Genomic DNA, 16,029 nt, shown 5'->3' with positions numbered 1-16,029 from the left:
TGGTTTGAGCAACAGTTGATCCCTAGCCTAAGGGAACCTCATCTTGTGATTATGGATAATGCTTCCTTTCATCCCAAATCCAGACTGGATAACATTTGTATTCAACATCATCACTATTTTTTGCCACTACCACCTTATTCCCCTGAACTAAACCCAATTGAACAAACTTGGGCAGTTTTGAAGTACCATATAACAGAGCTGTTAAGAAAACTCTCTAGCATTTCCGAATGTTTTGAAGACTATTTTAAAACTTAATGACTATAAAGGCAGTGGCATAGGCGACAACGTTGTCAAATTCAGGCTTGGGTCTTTATTATTCCTCATAGTTGCTGTATTTAACTTGGTAAATGTTAAGCGTTTAAAAAGCTGGATCTTTGTGTTCAGCTATTTTCGTATCATAATATCAGTTTTTCATAGGATTTTGTCAGATTTTCTCTGGAAAAGAGAGTATAATCATGGTATTGGAGGTAGACTATGTCAATTAAAGTCATCGCAACAGATTTGGATGGGACATTTTTAGACGCTAAAGGTGAGTTTGATAAAGAGCGCTTTACGACTGTTTTGAATGAGCTAGATGCGCGTGGAATTCGCTTTGTCGCAGCAACGGGCAATGGCATGCGTAGGATTAAGATGATTTTCGATGGTTTCTTGGATCGGATTTCCTATGTCGCAGAAAATGGTAGCTACGTCTTGGATCAAGGAAAAGTCTTGGTCCATCAGAGTTTGGACCGTGAGGATGTTATGGCATTTTTAGAGTTTTTTAAGGACAAGTGGGAGGACTACCATATCACTGTTGCCTATGAGGATGTGACTTATACCGTCAGCGATCGTTTTGGAGTGGATACTTTTACAGGCATTGCGCCTGAGCAGATGGCTCTCTTTCAGGCCATGTTACGTAAAATTGATAGCTTCTCAGACCTTCCTGATGGTAAGATCATGAAGCTGGGCATGATCTTACCAGTTGATGAGTGTGATGCTATCATGACTGATTTTAACACGACTTTTTCTGGCAATTTGATTGCGGTCACGAGCGGTTATGGAGCGGTTGACGTCATGCCGAGAGGTATTCATAAGGCTTGGGGATTGATGCAGCTTTTGGAGCGCTGGGGCGTTGCGCCAAGCGAAGTCATAGCTTTTGGAGATGGCGGAAATGATCTGGAAATGTTAGAATTAGTAGAGTACAGCTACGCTATGGATAATGCGCCAGATAAGGTCAAGGAAGTGGCTAAATTTGTAGCTCCTGATCACGACCAGTCAGGTGTCCTAGAAGTCATTGAGGCCTATCTGCGCGAGACAGCAAACTAGTTAGCAGAGTTCGCTAAGTCGTGGATATCAATACAATATTGAAAGGTATTCGGGGTGAAAATTTGGTTAACATTCAAAAACCACCTAAAGTTTTTCGGGAGTTTTAAACGCTTTTCTTAACGGGCTTTGTATCTTAACCAACTGAATTCGGCCTAAAATCCTCGATAAAATTCGAAAACTTCCTCAAGTCTTGAGACTTATCGTCTGTTTTCTCATTTTTCATCGGATTTTTTCACGGCCTCATATCTTGGAACTGAACACGGGCTAAAATGCTAAATTGGTCTCATCTGACTAGGACCGTAGACGTCTGGATTTTCTTCGATTTCATCTGTGAAAACCCTAGTCGTCTTGGTCGGGGTGCGTCAACGTCATCAAAGATGACTGACTTACCGCCATTTTCCAGCGCATTTTTTACCGCCCTTTGTATCTTAAACAAAAAGGAGTTGCTATGCTTGAGAGAAGGTTATTTAGTCAATCGGAGGAGTTGGCTTTTCGTCAACTGTCTTTAGCGGAACAACAACAGGTTATCTTAGCTAAGTACCAGGAGCGCAACTTGCAGGCTGAGCCTAACGGTCTGGTTCTAGCTGGTGATTCCTTGACCGAATTTTTACCTCACGCTAAGCTAGCCCTAGATGGTCCGCTCTACAACCGTGGTATTCGTGGCATTGGGATAGATTTCTTGCAAGATCACCTTAAGGATTTGATTTTGGATTTGGCGCCTCGTCAGTTGGTTCTTCTGATTGGCACCAACGATCTTATGTTTGGCATGGCACCGGAGGTTTTGGCAGAAAAAATTGCCCAGCTGGTGGATGCCATTTCTGCGGCTTTGCCACAATGCCATATCTATTTGGAGAGCCTTTACCCTCGTCAGGATTCCAAGCAGTGGGGACCGGCCTTAATAGATGAGATTGAAGTGGCTAATCTCTACTTGAGAAATCTATCTGGTGTGACCTATATCGATGTGCACAGTCTGCTTGCTGATAAGGAGCAGCGTCTAGAGGCTGCCTACACGCATGACGGTGTTCATTTGACCATGGCAGGCTATCAGGTGGTGTTGGAGACCTTGCAACATCAGTTGCTTTAGGAGTATGAGATGAAACGCAATAAGGAAATTGTCTATCAGTATTTACAAGCCAATCAAGATGAATTTGAAAATGGTTTTACGACAGCAGATTTAGTCACCCCCTTGTCTATGCAGCGAACAAATCTGTCAACCATCTTGAATCAGTTGGTCTCAGAGAACCGATTAAGCAAGAAGGCAGGGAGACCTGTTCTTTATTTTATCAAGCAAGAGGGAATGAGTGAGCAGGTCGAGTCCGTCTTTGAGCAGGTCATTGGTGGGAAAAAGGGGAGTATGGAGAACGTCCTTAGCCTTGCCAAGGCGACGATTTTGTACCCGCAAAAAAGTTTGTCAGCTCTCATGATTGGACAGGACGGAACTGGTAAGGGGTATTTAGCAGAGACCATGCACCGTTTTGCTCAAGAACAGGGCTTGATTGCAGAGAATGCTCCCTTTGTCAGCCTAGATGTCAAGGATTTTCTGCTACAGGGCGAAGGATTAGGAGAGGTTTTTTCTCAGCTTAGGAAAAAAACGTCTAAATATTTTGTTGACGGTGGTCTCTTATTTATCGAAAATATTGACTTGCTCCGTATTGATGACCGGTCTGAGATATTTGAGTTGGCAGCTGAGGATGATCGTGGGTTCTACCTGATTTGTGCCATCAGTGATCAGGTCTCTGGTGAGATGCGGAAGCGATTGGACGGGGTTTTTCCGGTTAAGATGAATTTTCCTAGTTTAGAGCAACGGCCCTTGTCTGAACGCTTTGCTTTTATTCAGATCTTTTTTGCTCAAGAAGCCAGTCGGATGAAGCGGACAATTCGAATTAATTCAGAAGTTCTGCGTTGCCTATTGTTATATCCCTGTGAGCAAAATGTCGCTCAGTTAAAACGTGATATTCAGATGGCCTGTGCCAATGCTTTTATGCGAGATATTAATCGCCACTCTAAAGCGAAAGTCAGTATTTTTCTCAGTGATTTTTCAACAGATATTCGCAAAGGTTTTCTGTTTTACAGCGCTAAGCGCGAGGAATTAGAAGCCATTATCCCAGACCAGTATGATTATATTTTCCAGAAAGACAGTCAAACCTTTAAACGAGAGCATGATCATAAAGTATACACTAGTATTTATGAGGCCATGGAAAAGCGCGCAGAGGCGCTTCAAAAGGATGGCTTGGATAATCAGACGATCGCTGGCATTTTATCAGATTCTTTGGAAGCTAATCTGGAGAGGTTTTCACACCAGATTAAGCCTGAACAGTTTGAACGTTCTTCCCTCAGTAAGGTTGTGCCAGAGTGGCTTATCATTGAGGTTGAAGGCTTTATTGAGGAGTTAAGCCGTACCTTGGACACCGTTTATAGCAGCTCGATTTTATATGCCATGAGCCTTCATCTGACTTCCTCGATTAATCGGGGGGGGGGGGTAGAAGTCAGACCTTACCAGATGCTAAAATCGCCAGTATACAGACGCAATCGCCACAGGAATATCAGGCAGCAGAGTCTTTCGTAAGTCATTTAGAATCCGTGACGCAACAGCAACTGGCCAAAGACGAAGCGACTTTTATCACGATGTTTTTAACTCAGGAAAAGCAATCTTCTAAGAAAGTGGCTATCCTCATCGCTATGCATGGGTCTAGTACCGCTTCCTCCATCGCTCAAGTGGTGAATGCCTTGGTGGTGGATAATCGTGCCCATGCCTTTGACCTCGCTTTGGACAAGGACATGGGGCAAGCTTACGAAGAGTTGAAATGGCAAATTCAGCAAATTGACCAAGGAAAGGGCGTTTTCTTGCTCTATGATATGGGGTCATTAAAGACAATGGCACAAACTATTTCTAAGGAAACGGGAATCCCTATCAAGTTCTTTGAATTGCCAGCTACCTTGGTTGCGCTAGAAGCGGTTCGGCGTTTAACGGGAGAGATGAGTCTTGATGAGTTTTCTTTAGATGTTAAAACAGCGCTTAAAGAGACATACCAAACGAGTCCTGAAACTTACAAGCGAGAGCCAGCACAAAAAGCTATTTTGACACTCTGTATGTCTGGGGAGGGCGCAGCCTTAGCCATGAAAGATTATATTGAAAAGCATAGCAAGCTTGATGATACAGAAGTTATCGCTCTTGCTATGAGCGATCGGAGACGGCTTCTTTCTAAAATCAAACAACTTAAGCAGACTTATAAACTGACCTGCATCATCGGTAGTTACGATCCTAAGTTAGTAGGAGTTCCCTTTGTACCGATGTCAACGTTGTACACAACCCCTATCGAACAGTTAGATGTCATTATGTATCTTGAAGCACCAATTGATATCAGCCACTCTGATTTTGATGCCATTTACGACTACCTTAAGGAGCAACAACCAAATCTTGACATTGTTAGTCTGAAACGCCACCTTCCAAGTGCTATCCGCAAGATCAAAAAGTTAGATGCTCAGCTTGCGATTGAACAGGAAATCGGGCTCTTTGTTCATACCGCTTGCCTTATCAGTCGCTTGCAGATGAACGGGGAAGTTCCCTCCAACCCTAACCGTGATAAAATCATCTCTAGCCATAAAAGGCTTTATTACAGCTTACGGGACATAATGGCTAAGCTGGAAGACGAGTTTGGCGTGGAAATCCCAGAGGACGAATACGCTAATATGATTAGTATTATCAAAGAAATCTAGTGTATAAGTATTTTTCTAGTGTATAAATACGATAGAAGAAGATTCGCTTTTAAAGAGCGTCTTCTTCTTTTTTTGAGATGACTAATCTGATATTCTGTATCATTTTTAGAAAAATGTGTATAAATCACAGTGAAAACGCTTCGAAAATCGGTTTGAATCCATTTCAATTATCTTGTATAGTAGAGCCATTAAGACAAGGTGGCAACACCAAAATATGAAACGAATAAAGGAGGTTATCATGTCAAAGAGGGTAGTCCTGTATTTTTTAAAATAGGAACTGGACTTAAGCTCAAACTCCATTAGAGGAGTTATTGTTGTCCGTTCTTATCATAGAACATAGCAAAAGTAGAACTGAATACAGTTATCAATTAAAAAACGGAGGAAATACGAATGTCTTTTATGGATCGTTTGCAGGCAGGCCTTGATAAGATGATGGGGCCTTTGGCTCAAAGGCTCAGCGACAGCAAAATCATAACGGCTCTGACAGCAGGGATGATGTCAACCATGCCGATTACCCTTGGGGTTGCAGGGTTCGCGATTCTAGCTAACCTGCCTATTCCTTTCTGGCAAAACTTTCTGACCAGTACTGGAATGGGCCCTCACATGCTTGATATCGTAGCGGCAACAACCAGTATGCTGGCCATTTACATCGCACCCGTCGTTGCCTATCACTATACCAAAAATGAAGGCGAAAATGCCTTAACTGCAGCGCTTCTTGCACTTGCTGCTTTCATTGTTTTAATGCCACAGACCATTAAAGCTGGTGACACTCCTATCGCAGCCCTTTTATCCAGTAATCTTGGTTCAAACGGGATTTTCGCAGCTATGATCATATCCGTCTTAATCGGAATGTCTTACTCATGGTTGATGAAGAAAAACATCAAACTCAAGCTGCCAAACTCTGTTCCACCTAATGTCTCTGAGTCTCTGAGCCCAACTTTTGTTGCCATGATTATCTTCTTTGGAGTCTTTGTCGTCAGATATTTGGCAGGTTTGACACCGTACGATGACATCTTTAATTTGTTGAATACTTTGGTGGCTCAGCCAGTCATGCTGTTTGGTTCTTCACCATGGGCGCTTATCTTCTTTTTGACCTTTGTGAACCTCTGCTGGTTCTTTGGGATTCACCCAGCCTCACTCCTCAGTGTTTATATGCCAGTTTTGCTAGCGGCAGGGACAGCTAATACAGAAGCGTATCTAGCAGGTACACCTTCAGCGGAATTGCCTTACTTGGCTTTTGGTCTGATGTACGGCTTTTGTTATATCGGTGGCACAGGGAATACCTTGTCACTTGCCTTCTTAATGTTCTTGGCGAAATCTGAACGTTACAAAGCGCTTCGTAAAGTTGCTGTTATTCCAAATATCTTTAATATCAACGAGCCAATGATTTTCGGTATGCCGATTATGTTGAATCCGATCTACTTTATTCCAATGCTGTTAACTGGGCTAGTTGGCGGTACCTTTGGGATGTTTGCCGTCAATATCTTGGGAGTAGGTCATGGCTTTAATCCAACGATTTCTCTTCCATGGGTGATGCCACCGTTTATCGGCCCATTTATTACGGGTGGAATCACTTTGGGACTTGCTATCATTGCGACGCTTGCTCTTCAGTGTGTGGTTTGGTATCCATTCTTTGTCATGGGAGATCGTCAAGCTCTGGCTGAAGAACAAGCTATCGCAGCAGCTTCATCTGAAAATTAAGTATTAAGAAAGAGGAAAGATAATGAGAAAAATTCTATTAGTATGTAATGCAGGGATGTCAACCAGTCTTCTGATGACTAAGATGCGTGAATACGCCGAAACGATTCATTATGATATCGAAGTGGTGGCTCATCCAGTCGCTGAAGTAAGTGATCGCGGAGGAGATGCAGACGTTATCCTCTTAGGCCCACAAGTTCGCTTTAAATTAAACGATGTGAAGTCTAAATTTCCTGATAAACCTGTTGAAACGATTGACATGATGGCCTATGGCACCATGGATGGTAAAAAAGTCGTAGAACACGTGAAAACCTTGCTAAGTGATTAGAGGAGGAGCATTATGGAAGGCATTGAATCAGTAGCATTTCAGATTATTGCCTCAGTTGGGAGTGCCCGTTCGTATTATATCGAAGCGATCCAAGCTGCTAAACAAGGCCAAATTAAACGCGCCAAGGAAATGGTTGCAGAAGGAGAAAAAGAATTTATTCAGGGCCATCATGCCCATGCAGGGTTGATTCAAAAAGAAGCTGCTAACGAATCTGTTCATCTAAACCTTATCCTCATGCACGCAGAAGACCAACTCATGAGTGCGGAAGGCTTTAAAATTGTTGCAGAGGAATTTATTGATGCCTACGAACGCTTTGAAAAACTCGAAAGTAGGCTATCGTGAAAAAGAGTCTGGGACGACCAGCCACGATGGCTAGCCCTCATCTCCAAAGCATGTAACTGTTGAAGAGGACGTATAAAAATTGCACAGTATTTCTTAACTGAAATAGATAGTAAAAACGAACAAAGGGAAATTTCTACGACTTGAAACTTCATCTTGTTCGTTTTTTAGCTTTTCTATTTTAGTTTTCGATAACGAGAGTTCCATTCATTTCATTGACTTTTTGAGCGAGTTCTAGCTCTTGTTTTTCTATTTGCAGTCGTTCGTAAGTTCCCTTAACTCCTGCATTACCAATTTGACGCCGAGTGACGGGTGTTTGTGTTTTTTACTGACCATATAAAGTTGGTTATCAATAGCAGGATCAAAGGGGCGAAAAACGAGAGTGGTGTCCTTTAGCTCAACCATGTCTTCTAGCGCCATTAGAAGTCCAAGCTCTGCTTTGACCATAAATATAGCGTTGTAGAGCAGGTTATAGCTGGCAACGACATTGAGACGCTCTATCAAGTGTCCAAAGTGCTGAATGCGAGCAGGTTCTTTGAGAAATTGCTGTGACGTAATCAAAGGGAGATCAACTAAGTCCTCTGGATGAATCGCTTTTTTCTGAGCAAGAGGGTGCTCTTTTGGTAGAATCAGTCCAAAGGTGTGCGAAAAGGGCAACTCCTGATAATCCAAATCCTCAAAGAGCGGTGGATTTAAAAGAAGACCGATGTCAACGACTCCTGAACGGATCTGATTGAGAGCTTGCTCAGCGTCACCAGAGATGATATGGTAACGTAGATTAGGATGAGCATCTTGAATGCTTTTTAACGTTTGGACAATTTTAGCCATCGAAGGGACTTCTGCCGCTGCAATATAGATATCACCTGCTAAAATTTCCTCCTCACCACTGAGAGCGATCTCAGTCTGCTCAACCAGTTGAAGGATTTCCTGAGCCTTACTGCGGAAGAATTCTCCTTCCTCAGTCAGAGTAATCTGCCGTTTGCCACGGATGAAAAGCTGCTTGCCCAGCTGTTTTTCCAAATCCTGCATCTGCTTGGACAAGGTAGACTGGGTCACAAAGAGTTGCTCCGCAGCACGCGTGATATTGCGCTCACGAGCAATGGCCAAAAAGTAGTGAAAAAGACGCGTTTCGATCATGAGTGGATTCCTTTACTGCTTTTCTTCTATGCTACCATAATTTAAAACGATAGTAAATAACTGATAAGGATTGATAGGAATGTAAAAAGCATTAAGGACAGCTATCATGAACTTCCCGCTTCTTCCCTGTTTTAGTGATACAATCATCAGCACCTGCAGTTACAAGCAAGAATTTGTCATTTAAGTGAAGGGCTCAATCATCACAATAATTTTTTTGCAAAAAAGATGGATGGTAATGGAAACTGTCGACGGAACCAAGAGCGGTACAATTGTGGTTCAGAAAGCATGCCAGATGATATTCTGATTTTGAGACAACTTTATCCTAATGTTTCCTATATTTTTAAACAAGTTAAGTTAACCTTAAAAATCATAGAATAGTACCAATTTTCCGTAGGATTTTACGTGAAAGCCTTTTTGATTCGTGGTAAAATGACCTTATTAATTAAAGAGAGGTATCTAAGATGACGAAACAATTTCCTAAAGGCTTCTTATGGGGCGGGGCAACTGCTGCTAACCAATACGAGGGTGGCTTTGGTGAGGGTGGTCGTGGTTTTGCGACATCAGATACATCGCGTGCTGTATCACCTGAAGAGCGTAAGACCATGGGAGGCAGTGAATTTAACTCGCCAATGACCCTTGAAAAACTCAAGTTTGCTATGGAAGATACAGAAGGCCTCTATCCGAAACGCTGGGGGTCTGATTTCTACAATCGCTACAAGGAAGACATCGCCCTCTTTGCAGAGATGGGCTTCAAGACTTTCCGCTTGTCCATTGCTTGGCCACGCATTTTCCCTAAAGGGGATGAGCTGGAGCCAAACGAAGAAGGGCTTGCTTTCTACGATAAAGTATTTGATGAGCTTAATAAATACGGTATTGAACCTCTGGTAACTTTGTCTCACTATGAATTTCCGATTCATTTGGTAACCGAATACGGCGGTTGGAAGAATCGGAAAGTTATCGATTTCTTCGTGCGTTACGCAGAGACAGTCTTTAACCGCTATAAGGGCAAGGTCAAGTACTGGTTGACTTTTAATGAAATCAATATTCTTGGTATGACCGGTTATTTATCAGGCGGCCTTCTCTTTGAAGACGGGAAATTGCATTTAGATGAAATGTATCAAGCGGTACATCACCAGTTTATAGCATCAAGTTTGGCAACCAAGGCAGCGCACGAGATTGACCCTGAAAATAAGGTTGGGATGATGTTGGCTCGCATGGAAGCTTATCCTGCAACTTGCCATCCAGATGACATCATGAATGCTGTCCAAAAGGATCAGTCTAATCTCTTCTATTCGGATGTTCAAATTCGTGGAGAGTACCCACGTTACATGAACCGCTTTTTCAGAGAAAACAACATTGAAATCAAGTTCGAGCCAGGTGATGAGGCCATTCTCAAACAATATCCAGTTGACTTCATGAGCTTTTCTTACTACATGACTTCAGTGACACGCCACCCGAACAATCAGACAGCCGAGCAAAAGGCGACTGCTGGTAACTTGATCACAGGAGAAGCAAATCCTTACCTTGAAGCATCTGATTGGGGCTGGCAGATTGACCCAGTGGGCTTGCGTGTGACTCTTAACAAGCTTTACGATCGCTATCAAATTCCGCTCTTTATCGTGGAAAATGGTCTCGGTGCTCTGGATACTGTTGAGGCAGACGGTTCTATCCATGATAGCTACCGTATCGATTACTTGGAAAAACATATCGAGCAGATGTACGAAGCCATTGAAGATGGCGTTGAACTGATGGGCTATACGCCTTGGGGCTGTATTGACCTTGTGTCAGCGTCAACCAGTGAGATGTCTAAGCGTTACGGATTTATCTATGTAGATGCGGATGACCAAGGTAACGGAACCTTTGACCGCTCTCGCAAGGATTCCTTCTTCTGGTACAAGGATGTCATTGCGACGAACGGTGCCAACATTTTAAATGACTGATAATCTTTGAAAGTCAAGAGACTGCATCTTCAGCTTTTTGTGATGAGTTTCAGCCTGAGCTACGACTTCGTAAACGTGTTCAGATTTCTTTGAGCGTAGTTGCATGAACCAGCAGAGGCTAGGAAACTCCCAGCCTCTATTGGTATTTTGTGAGAGGAGCAAATGGGACTGAGATGATAAGATTGACACTTAGGGAAGGATTGAAGAGACTAAGGTTTCCATTGTTAGATGAATCTCAGATATTGAAGTCTTAGACTCCCTCAAAAAGCAAAAACTGACTAGGCAACGAAATAGAAGTAAAGTTCGGCAGGAAGAGTTATAGTTATTTCACTTTAAAATAGCCTGTCAAACATGCTGTTAGATACTTAATGACACACTTTCAAAAACTTCTGTAGAAGTAGCACAACATACTTTTTAAAAGTGTAAAGTTAGCATTTGGTTTTTGACGAGTATTCATGGCTCAATGTTCAGCGTCTTTAGAATATAGGAGAGGATATGACCACAAAACTCTATCTCATGCGTCATGGACAGACGCGTTTTAATCAACAGAACCGGATCCAAGGAGCATCTGACTCACCTTTGACAGCAGTAGGCATTGAGCAGGCCTTGGCGGCGCGTGCTTATTTTGATAGCAAAGCTATCACTTTTGACCGCATTTACAGTTCTACTCAGGAGCGTGCTTGCGATACAGCTGAGTTGGCTTCAGGTCGGACAGACTATATCCGTCTCAAGGGGCTCAAGGAAATGGACTTTGGTGCTTTTGAAGGGCAGCAAGAGTTTCTCAACCCACCTTTGCAAAAAGATATCGGCTATGGCGATTACTTTGTCACTTATGGTGGGGAAAGTTCGCTAGCAGTAAGAGCTCGGATGGGTGAGGCTGTGCGCCAAATTGTATCCGAAAACGAGGGGAAGACAGTCCTTGTAGTCAGTCATGGCGGTGCTATTGCTCAATTTTACCGCGGGGTTTTGAAAAATCCACCGCAGGTGCGCATGCGTAACTGTGCTATCTTAGAATTTGATGTGGCAGATGGTCAGTTTAACTTGCTAACAATCTATGATCCTGTCAATCATCTTGTGCTTTATGACAGGATTTCTGGTGAGCATCCGGATGCTCTACTCACATTTTAGGAGAGACGATGACAAAAACACTTTATTTGATGCGACATGGTCAGACTAGGCTCAATGTTCAAGGCCGAGTGCAGGGGGCTTTTGATTCGCCCTTGACAGAACTCGGTATTGAGCAGGCCACCAAGGCTCGTGCCTATTTTGAAAAAATGGAAATTCATTTTGATCTGGTGCTGTCTTCAACGCAAGAACGTGCTAGTGACACGGCTGAGTTAGTAGCGGGGCAGGTGCCGATACGCTACAAATTCCTTAAGGAAATGGATTTTGGAGAGTTTGAGGCGAAAGAAGAATCTACTCTCCCATCCTTTCGAGAGGGTGCGACTTCCTTTGAAGACTTGCTCGTGCCTTTTGGAGGAGAGGACATCCGCAGGGTTGGTCAGCGGGTTTACGATGGCCTTCGAGAAGTGCTGAGTCAAGTAGGAGAAGATGAAACGATTCTTGCTGTGAGCCATGGAGCTGCTATGTGGGGCTTTATCATCCAGATCGGGGCAAGCATTCCAGCAGGTGTTCGCTTTGGCAATTGTGCCATTTGCAAGCTGATCTTTTCTCCAGAAGAGGATTTTGTTCTTGAGGCTGTGATTGACCCTCTAAGCGATTAATAAACCGACTGAATTCAACCTGAAATCCTTGATAAACTTTAAGAACTTTCTTAAAAATTTTGGATTTATCGTTTGTTTTCCCATTTTTCAAAGGATTTCTTAACGGTCTCATATTTTAAGTGGTTTAGGTCTGAAGGACTGGTGTGTTTCCGTATGGGCTTGAGTTGGTTTATTCATTTTTATGGTGCTAATCCTGCTTGCTAGGTCATAACTTAGCTTAACACCGAGTAATCATGACTTAAAGCATAGAATAGTACCAGTTTTTCCAATAATAAGACAAGAAAAGAATGGTCTTTTAAGGTAAAATAAGGGTAACTTATCCATTGTGAGGTAATAACTAATGACAAAATTAACATTTCCAGAAGGCTTCTTATGGGGTGGTGCAACAGCTGCCAACCAGTGCGAAGGAGCTTATGACGCAGATGGTCGTGGCTTGGCTAACGTTGATGTAGCACCGATCGGTCCAGAACGTGGCCCAGTTATCGTTGGGAAGCGTAAGATGTTTGATTTCGAAGAAGGCTACCACTATCCAGCCAAGGTCGGCATTGATATGTACAATCGTTACAAGGAAGACATTGCCTTGTTCGGTGAAATGGGCTTTAAGACCTACCGTTTATCCATTGCTTGGACTCGCATCTTTCCCAAAGGAGATGAATTAGAGCCAAACGAAAAAGGCCTGCAATTCTACGAAGACCTTTTCAAAGAGTGCCACAAGTATGGCATTGAGCCTTTGGTGACGATTACCCACTTTGACTGTCCAATGCACTTGATCAAGGAGTACGGTGGTTGGCGTAATCGTAAGATGCTGGAATTTTACGAGCGTCTTTGCCGCACCCTTTTCACACGCTACAAAGGTCTTGTGAAATACTGGCTCACTTTCAATGAAATCAATATGATTCTTCATGCGCCATTTATGGGAGCAGGGCTCTATTTTGAAGAAGGCGAAAACGAAGAGCAGGTTAAGTACCAAGCTGCGCACCATGAACTTGTTGCATCAGCCATTGCGACTAAAATCGCTCATGAAATTGATTCGGAAAACAAGGTCGGTTGCATGTTGGCTGCTGGGCAATACTATCCAAACACACCGCATCCACGTGATGTTTGGGAAGCCATTAACTTGGATCGTGAAGGTTATTTCTTTGTGGATGTTCAGGCGCGTGGGGAATATCCTAATTACGCCAAGAAAGAGTGGGAGCGCAAGGGAATTGAAATTGCTATGGAAGAAGGCGACCTTGACATTCTCAAAGAGCATACTGTGGATTTCATTTCCTTCTCTTACTACTCAAGCCGTGTTGCTTCCGGTGACCCAGAAGTTAAGGATAAGACAGCAGGGAATATCTTTGCTTCATTGAAAAATCCATACTTGGATGCGTCTGAATGGGGTTGGCAAATTGATCCACTTGGTCTCCGAATCACCCTCAATGTCATCTGGGATCGCTACCAAAAACCACTCTTTATTGTGGAAAACGGTCTCGGTGCTGTTGATACTCCTGATGAAAACGGTTATGTCGAGGACGACTACCGTATCAATTATTTAGCAGAGCACGTAAAAACCATGCGTGACGCCATTAACGAAGACGGTGTGGAACTTTGGGGTTACACCACTTGGGGCTGTATTGACCTCGTCTCAGCAGGGACTGGCGAGATGAAGAAACGCTACGGCTTCATCTATGTTGACCTTGATAATGATGGCAAGGGCACTCTCAACCGCTCTAAGAAGAAATCCTTTGATTGGTACAAAGAAGTGATCGCCACAAACGGTGCATCTGTAAAATAATACCTAAAATACGTTAGCTCCAGCTCACTTGGTTCTCCTTAGCCAAGTGAGTTTTTTGATGAAAAAGGCTATATTAACTATTGCTAAATACTTCCACAATGATTGTGGAACTTTCCTGTCTTGCTCCGTAATGAAGAAAGCGATATCATTATAAGCGAGGTGGCTTATGGATAACTTATTATTACAAAGAATTTTTCATTTTTTCGAAGATAAAATGTACATAACGTCAGCTTATTTAGGGAGAGAGTTATCACTTTCATCTAAGACTGTTATGAAAATCATCAGGGATATTAATGATATAACGAGAAGGGAAGGTGCTTATTTTGAAAGTAATCCTGGGAAAGGTATTCGTCTTGTCATTGAAGATCGTGAAAAATTTGATACTTTTTTAACCCGTTTATCAGAGGAGCCAGTGATTCCTCAAACTCAAGACGGCAGAGTTCGCTATCTCCTGACACGATTGATTGCTTCAGAAAATGCAATTCCTATCGACGAACTGGCAGATACACTATTTGTCAGTAGACAGACTGTTCAAAATGATTTAAAGGTAGTTCGTGATCATTTAAAAAGCTTCAATCTTAATCTTAAAACTATAAGGTTGAAAGGCCTTATTGTTGAAGGGAACGAATTTGATAAACGTAGATGCTTAGCTCATACAAATGAACTTCCCTATTACGAAGAGCTCTCTATCTTCTCACCCCATAATGAGATCCTTAAAAAGATTGAAAAGATCGTATCAGAAGTTCTTTCTCATTTTCGATTCAAGATGACAGATATTGGTTTTCGTAATTTAATCATTCATCTGTTTATTGCTATTAAGCGTATTGAGAATGGTAGATTTGCCCAAAACATAGAGAGCCAAGAAGCTTCTTTTTCAAATGAAATTGAGAAGATAGCACTTGAAATTTCACAAGCTATTCAAGCTGAATTTTCTATTGAAATGCCCGATGAAGAGTTATTTTTTATCGCTTTGCATTTAGATAGTAAACGACTTCTTCAAAAAGTGAATGGACTATCTGGTTCAACGATTGTTCCTGACTATCTTTATACTTTAGTGGAGGAGATGATTAGTACAGTTGATGAGACTTACGGGCAGCATTTTTCAGATGACTTTGATTTAAGAGTAAATCTTTCATTACATTTGGTTCCTTTGATGACCAGGATAAAGTATAATATGTTTCTTGATAATCCCCTTTTTTCTGAGATAAGACAGAGAATGGCATTGTCCTACCTTATGGCTGAAACAGCGACTAAGATTCTTGAAAATACTTTTAATCAAAAAATTCCTGAACAGGAAATCAGCTACATCGCTCTTCATTTTAACCTTTCATTACAACGTTCCAGAGAACAGATTAGAAAGAAGAATATCTTAGTCGTTTGCGGTAGCGGTATTGGAAGTTCTGAACTGGTTGCCTATAACTTTAGGAAAAGGTTTGATGATTATCTAGATAAGGTTGAAGTTACTGATATTTTTGGAATAAAGGACCAAGACTTATCTGTATTTGACTTTGTCATTTCAACTCTAAATACACCCCTTGACTTATCGATACCTGTTCTTCAGGTTGGTATATTTCTAGATGACACTGATATGGAAACAGTGGAAGCGTTCCTTAAAGATCATGGGCAGCCGACAGTGAGAAACTACTTTGATCAATCACTCTTTATTTCAAATCTGGAAGCGAATAATAAGCAGGAAGCTTTAGAGCAAATTGTTGCTACTGTAGGACAACAAGAGGATATTCCAGATAATTTTTTAGAATTAGTCTTGAATCGTGAAAAAGCAGGTTTTACCGATTTAGAAAGTGGTGTTGCTATCCCTCACCCCATGGAACTCGTGAGCGATAGAACATTTATTTACGTTGCAATTTTAGAGAAACCCATCAGATGGAATCGAAATGATGTGTCATTAGTGATTTTACTATCGTTAAAAAAGAATCACAAGGACAATTTACAAGACTTCTACCGATCGATGAGCAGATTTTTAGTTAATAAAGAAGCGGTAGATGATGTTGTAGAAAGTCGAAATCTACAGTCATTAATAAATTATTTAACTTAAGGAGACCA

At 42.1% G+C, this 16,029-nt stretch carries 14 protein-coding genes; 13 read left to right on the top strand and 1 reads right to left on the bottom strand.

Features of this window, described 5'->3' with window-relative positions:
- The 8 genes from A3I5_RS12290 to A3I5_RS0105905 all read left to right on the top strand — a co-directional run.
- Nucleotides 1–255 (top strand): transposase (locus A3I5_RS12290; protein ID WP_211207790.1); only part of this gene is annotated, 255 nt, incomplete at its 5' end.
- 219 nt (nt 256–474) lie between these two features.
- The gene (locus A3I5_RS0105935; RefSeq protein ID WP_018373705.1) at nt 475–1,305 is read left to right on the top strand and encodes a Cof-type HAD-IIB family hydrolase; all 831 of its coding nucleotides are present in this window, start codon (nt 475–477) and stop codon (nt 1,303–1,305) included.
- Between the two features lie 448 nt (nt 1,306–1,753).
- Complete coding sequence (locus tag A3I5_RS0105930; RefSeq protein WP_018373704.1) at nt 1,754–2,389, top strand: GDSL-type esterase/lipase family protein; 636 nt, start codon at nt 1,754–1,756, stop codon at nt 2,387–2,389.
- Between the two features lie 9 nt (nt 2,390–2,398).
- Nucleotides 2,399–3,871, top strand: a complete 1,473-nt coding sequence (locus tag A3I5_RS0105925; protein ID WP_018373703.1) for a transcriptional regulator — start codon at nt 2,399–2,401, stop codon at nt 3,869–3,871.
- Nucleotides 3,814–5,022 carry a PRD domain-containing protein gene (locus A3I5_RS0105920; RefSeq protein ID WP_408640779.1) on the top strand — a complete coding sequence of 403 codons (1,209 nt, stop codon included), beginning with the start codon at nt 3,814–3,816 and terminating at the stop codon, nt 5,020–5,022. The genes A3I5_RS0105925 and A3I5_RS0105920 overlap by 58 nt, the downstream gene beginning before the upstream one ends.
- Nucleotides 5,023–5,412: 390 nt before the next feature.
- Nucleotides 5,413–6,723 (top strand): PTS sugar transporter subunit IIC, encoded by a 1,311-nt coding sequence (locus A3I5_RS0105915; protein ID WP_018373701.1) that lies wholly within the window; start codon nt 5,413–5,415, stop codon nt 6,721–6,723.
- A gap of 22 nt (nt 6,724–6,745) precedes the next feature.
- A complete protein-coding gene (locus tag A3I5_RS0105910; RefSeq protein WP_018373700.1) occupies nt 6,746–7,048 on the top strand; it encodes a PTS sugar transporter subunit IIB in 303 nt (100 codons plus the stop codon).
- A 12-nt stretch (nt 7,049–7,060) separates the two neighbouring features.
- Nucleotides 7,061–7,390, top strand: a complete 330-nt coding sequence (locus tag A3I5_RS0105905; RefSeq protein ID WP_018373699.1) for a PTS lactose/cellobiose transporter subunit IIA — start codon at nt 7,061–7,063, stop codon at nt 7,388–7,390.
- Between the two features lie 246 nt (nt 7,391–7,636).
- On the opposite strand, the gene A3I5_RS0105900 is transcribed toward A3I5_RS0105905, so the two are convergent.
- Nucleotides 7,637–8,524, bottom strand: a complete 888-nt coding sequence (locus A3I5_RS0105900) for a LysR family transcriptional regulator (RefSeq protein ID WP_018373698.1) — start codon at nt 8,522–8,524, stop codon at nt 7,637–7,639.
- A gap of 461 nt (nt 8,525–8,985) precedes the next feature.
- Here A3I5_RS0105900 and A3I5_RS0105890 point away from each other — a divergent pair, with 461 nt between their 5' ends.
- The 5 genes from A3I5_RS0105890 (at nt 8,986) to A3I5_RS0105870 (ending at nt 16,021) form a co-directional block, all read left to right on the top strand.
- Nucleotides 8,986–10,464 (top strand): 6-phospho-beta-glucosidase, encoded by a 1,479-nt coding sequence (locus A3I5_RS0105890; protein WP_018373697.1) that lies wholly within the window; start codon nt 8,986–8,988, stop codon nt 10,462–10,464.
- A gap of 495 nt (nt 10,465–10,959) precedes the next feature.
- A complete protein-coding gene (locus A3I5_RS0105885) occupies nt 10,960–11,592 on the top strand; it encodes a histidine phosphatase family protein (RefSeq protein WP_018373696.1) in 633 nt (210 codons plus the stop codon).
- Nucleotides 11,593–11,600: 8 nt separating this feature from the next.
- A complete protein-coding gene (locus A3I5_RS0105880) occupies nt 11,601–12,188 on the top strand; it encodes a histidine phosphatase family protein (RefSeq protein WP_018373695.1) in 588 nt (195 codons plus the stop codon).
- A gap of 340 nt (nt 12,189–12,528) precedes the next feature.
- A complete protein-coding gene (locus A3I5_RS0105875; RefSeq protein ID WP_018373694.1) occupies nt 12,529–13,965 on the top strand; it encodes a 6-phospho-beta-glucosidase in 1,437 nt (478 codons plus the stop codon).
- A 166-nt stretch (nt 13,966–14,131) separates the two neighbouring features.
- A complete protein-coding gene (locus tag A3I5_RS0105870) occupies nt 14,132–16,021 on the top strand; it encodes a BglG family transcription antiterminator (protein ID WP_083903307.1) in 1,890 nt (629 codons plus the stop codon).
- Nucleotides 16,022–16,029: the final 8 nt, after the last annotated feature.

This window comes from Streptococcus merionis DSM 19192, assembly GCF_000380085.1.
In the GTDB taxonomy this organism is placed as follows: domain Bacteria; phylum Bacillota; class Bacilli; order Lactobacillales; family Streptococcaceae; genus Streptococcus; species Streptococcus merionis.
Note: the sequence above shows the minus strand (reverse complement) of the source record. Positions and strands in the feature narration are given on the sequence as shown.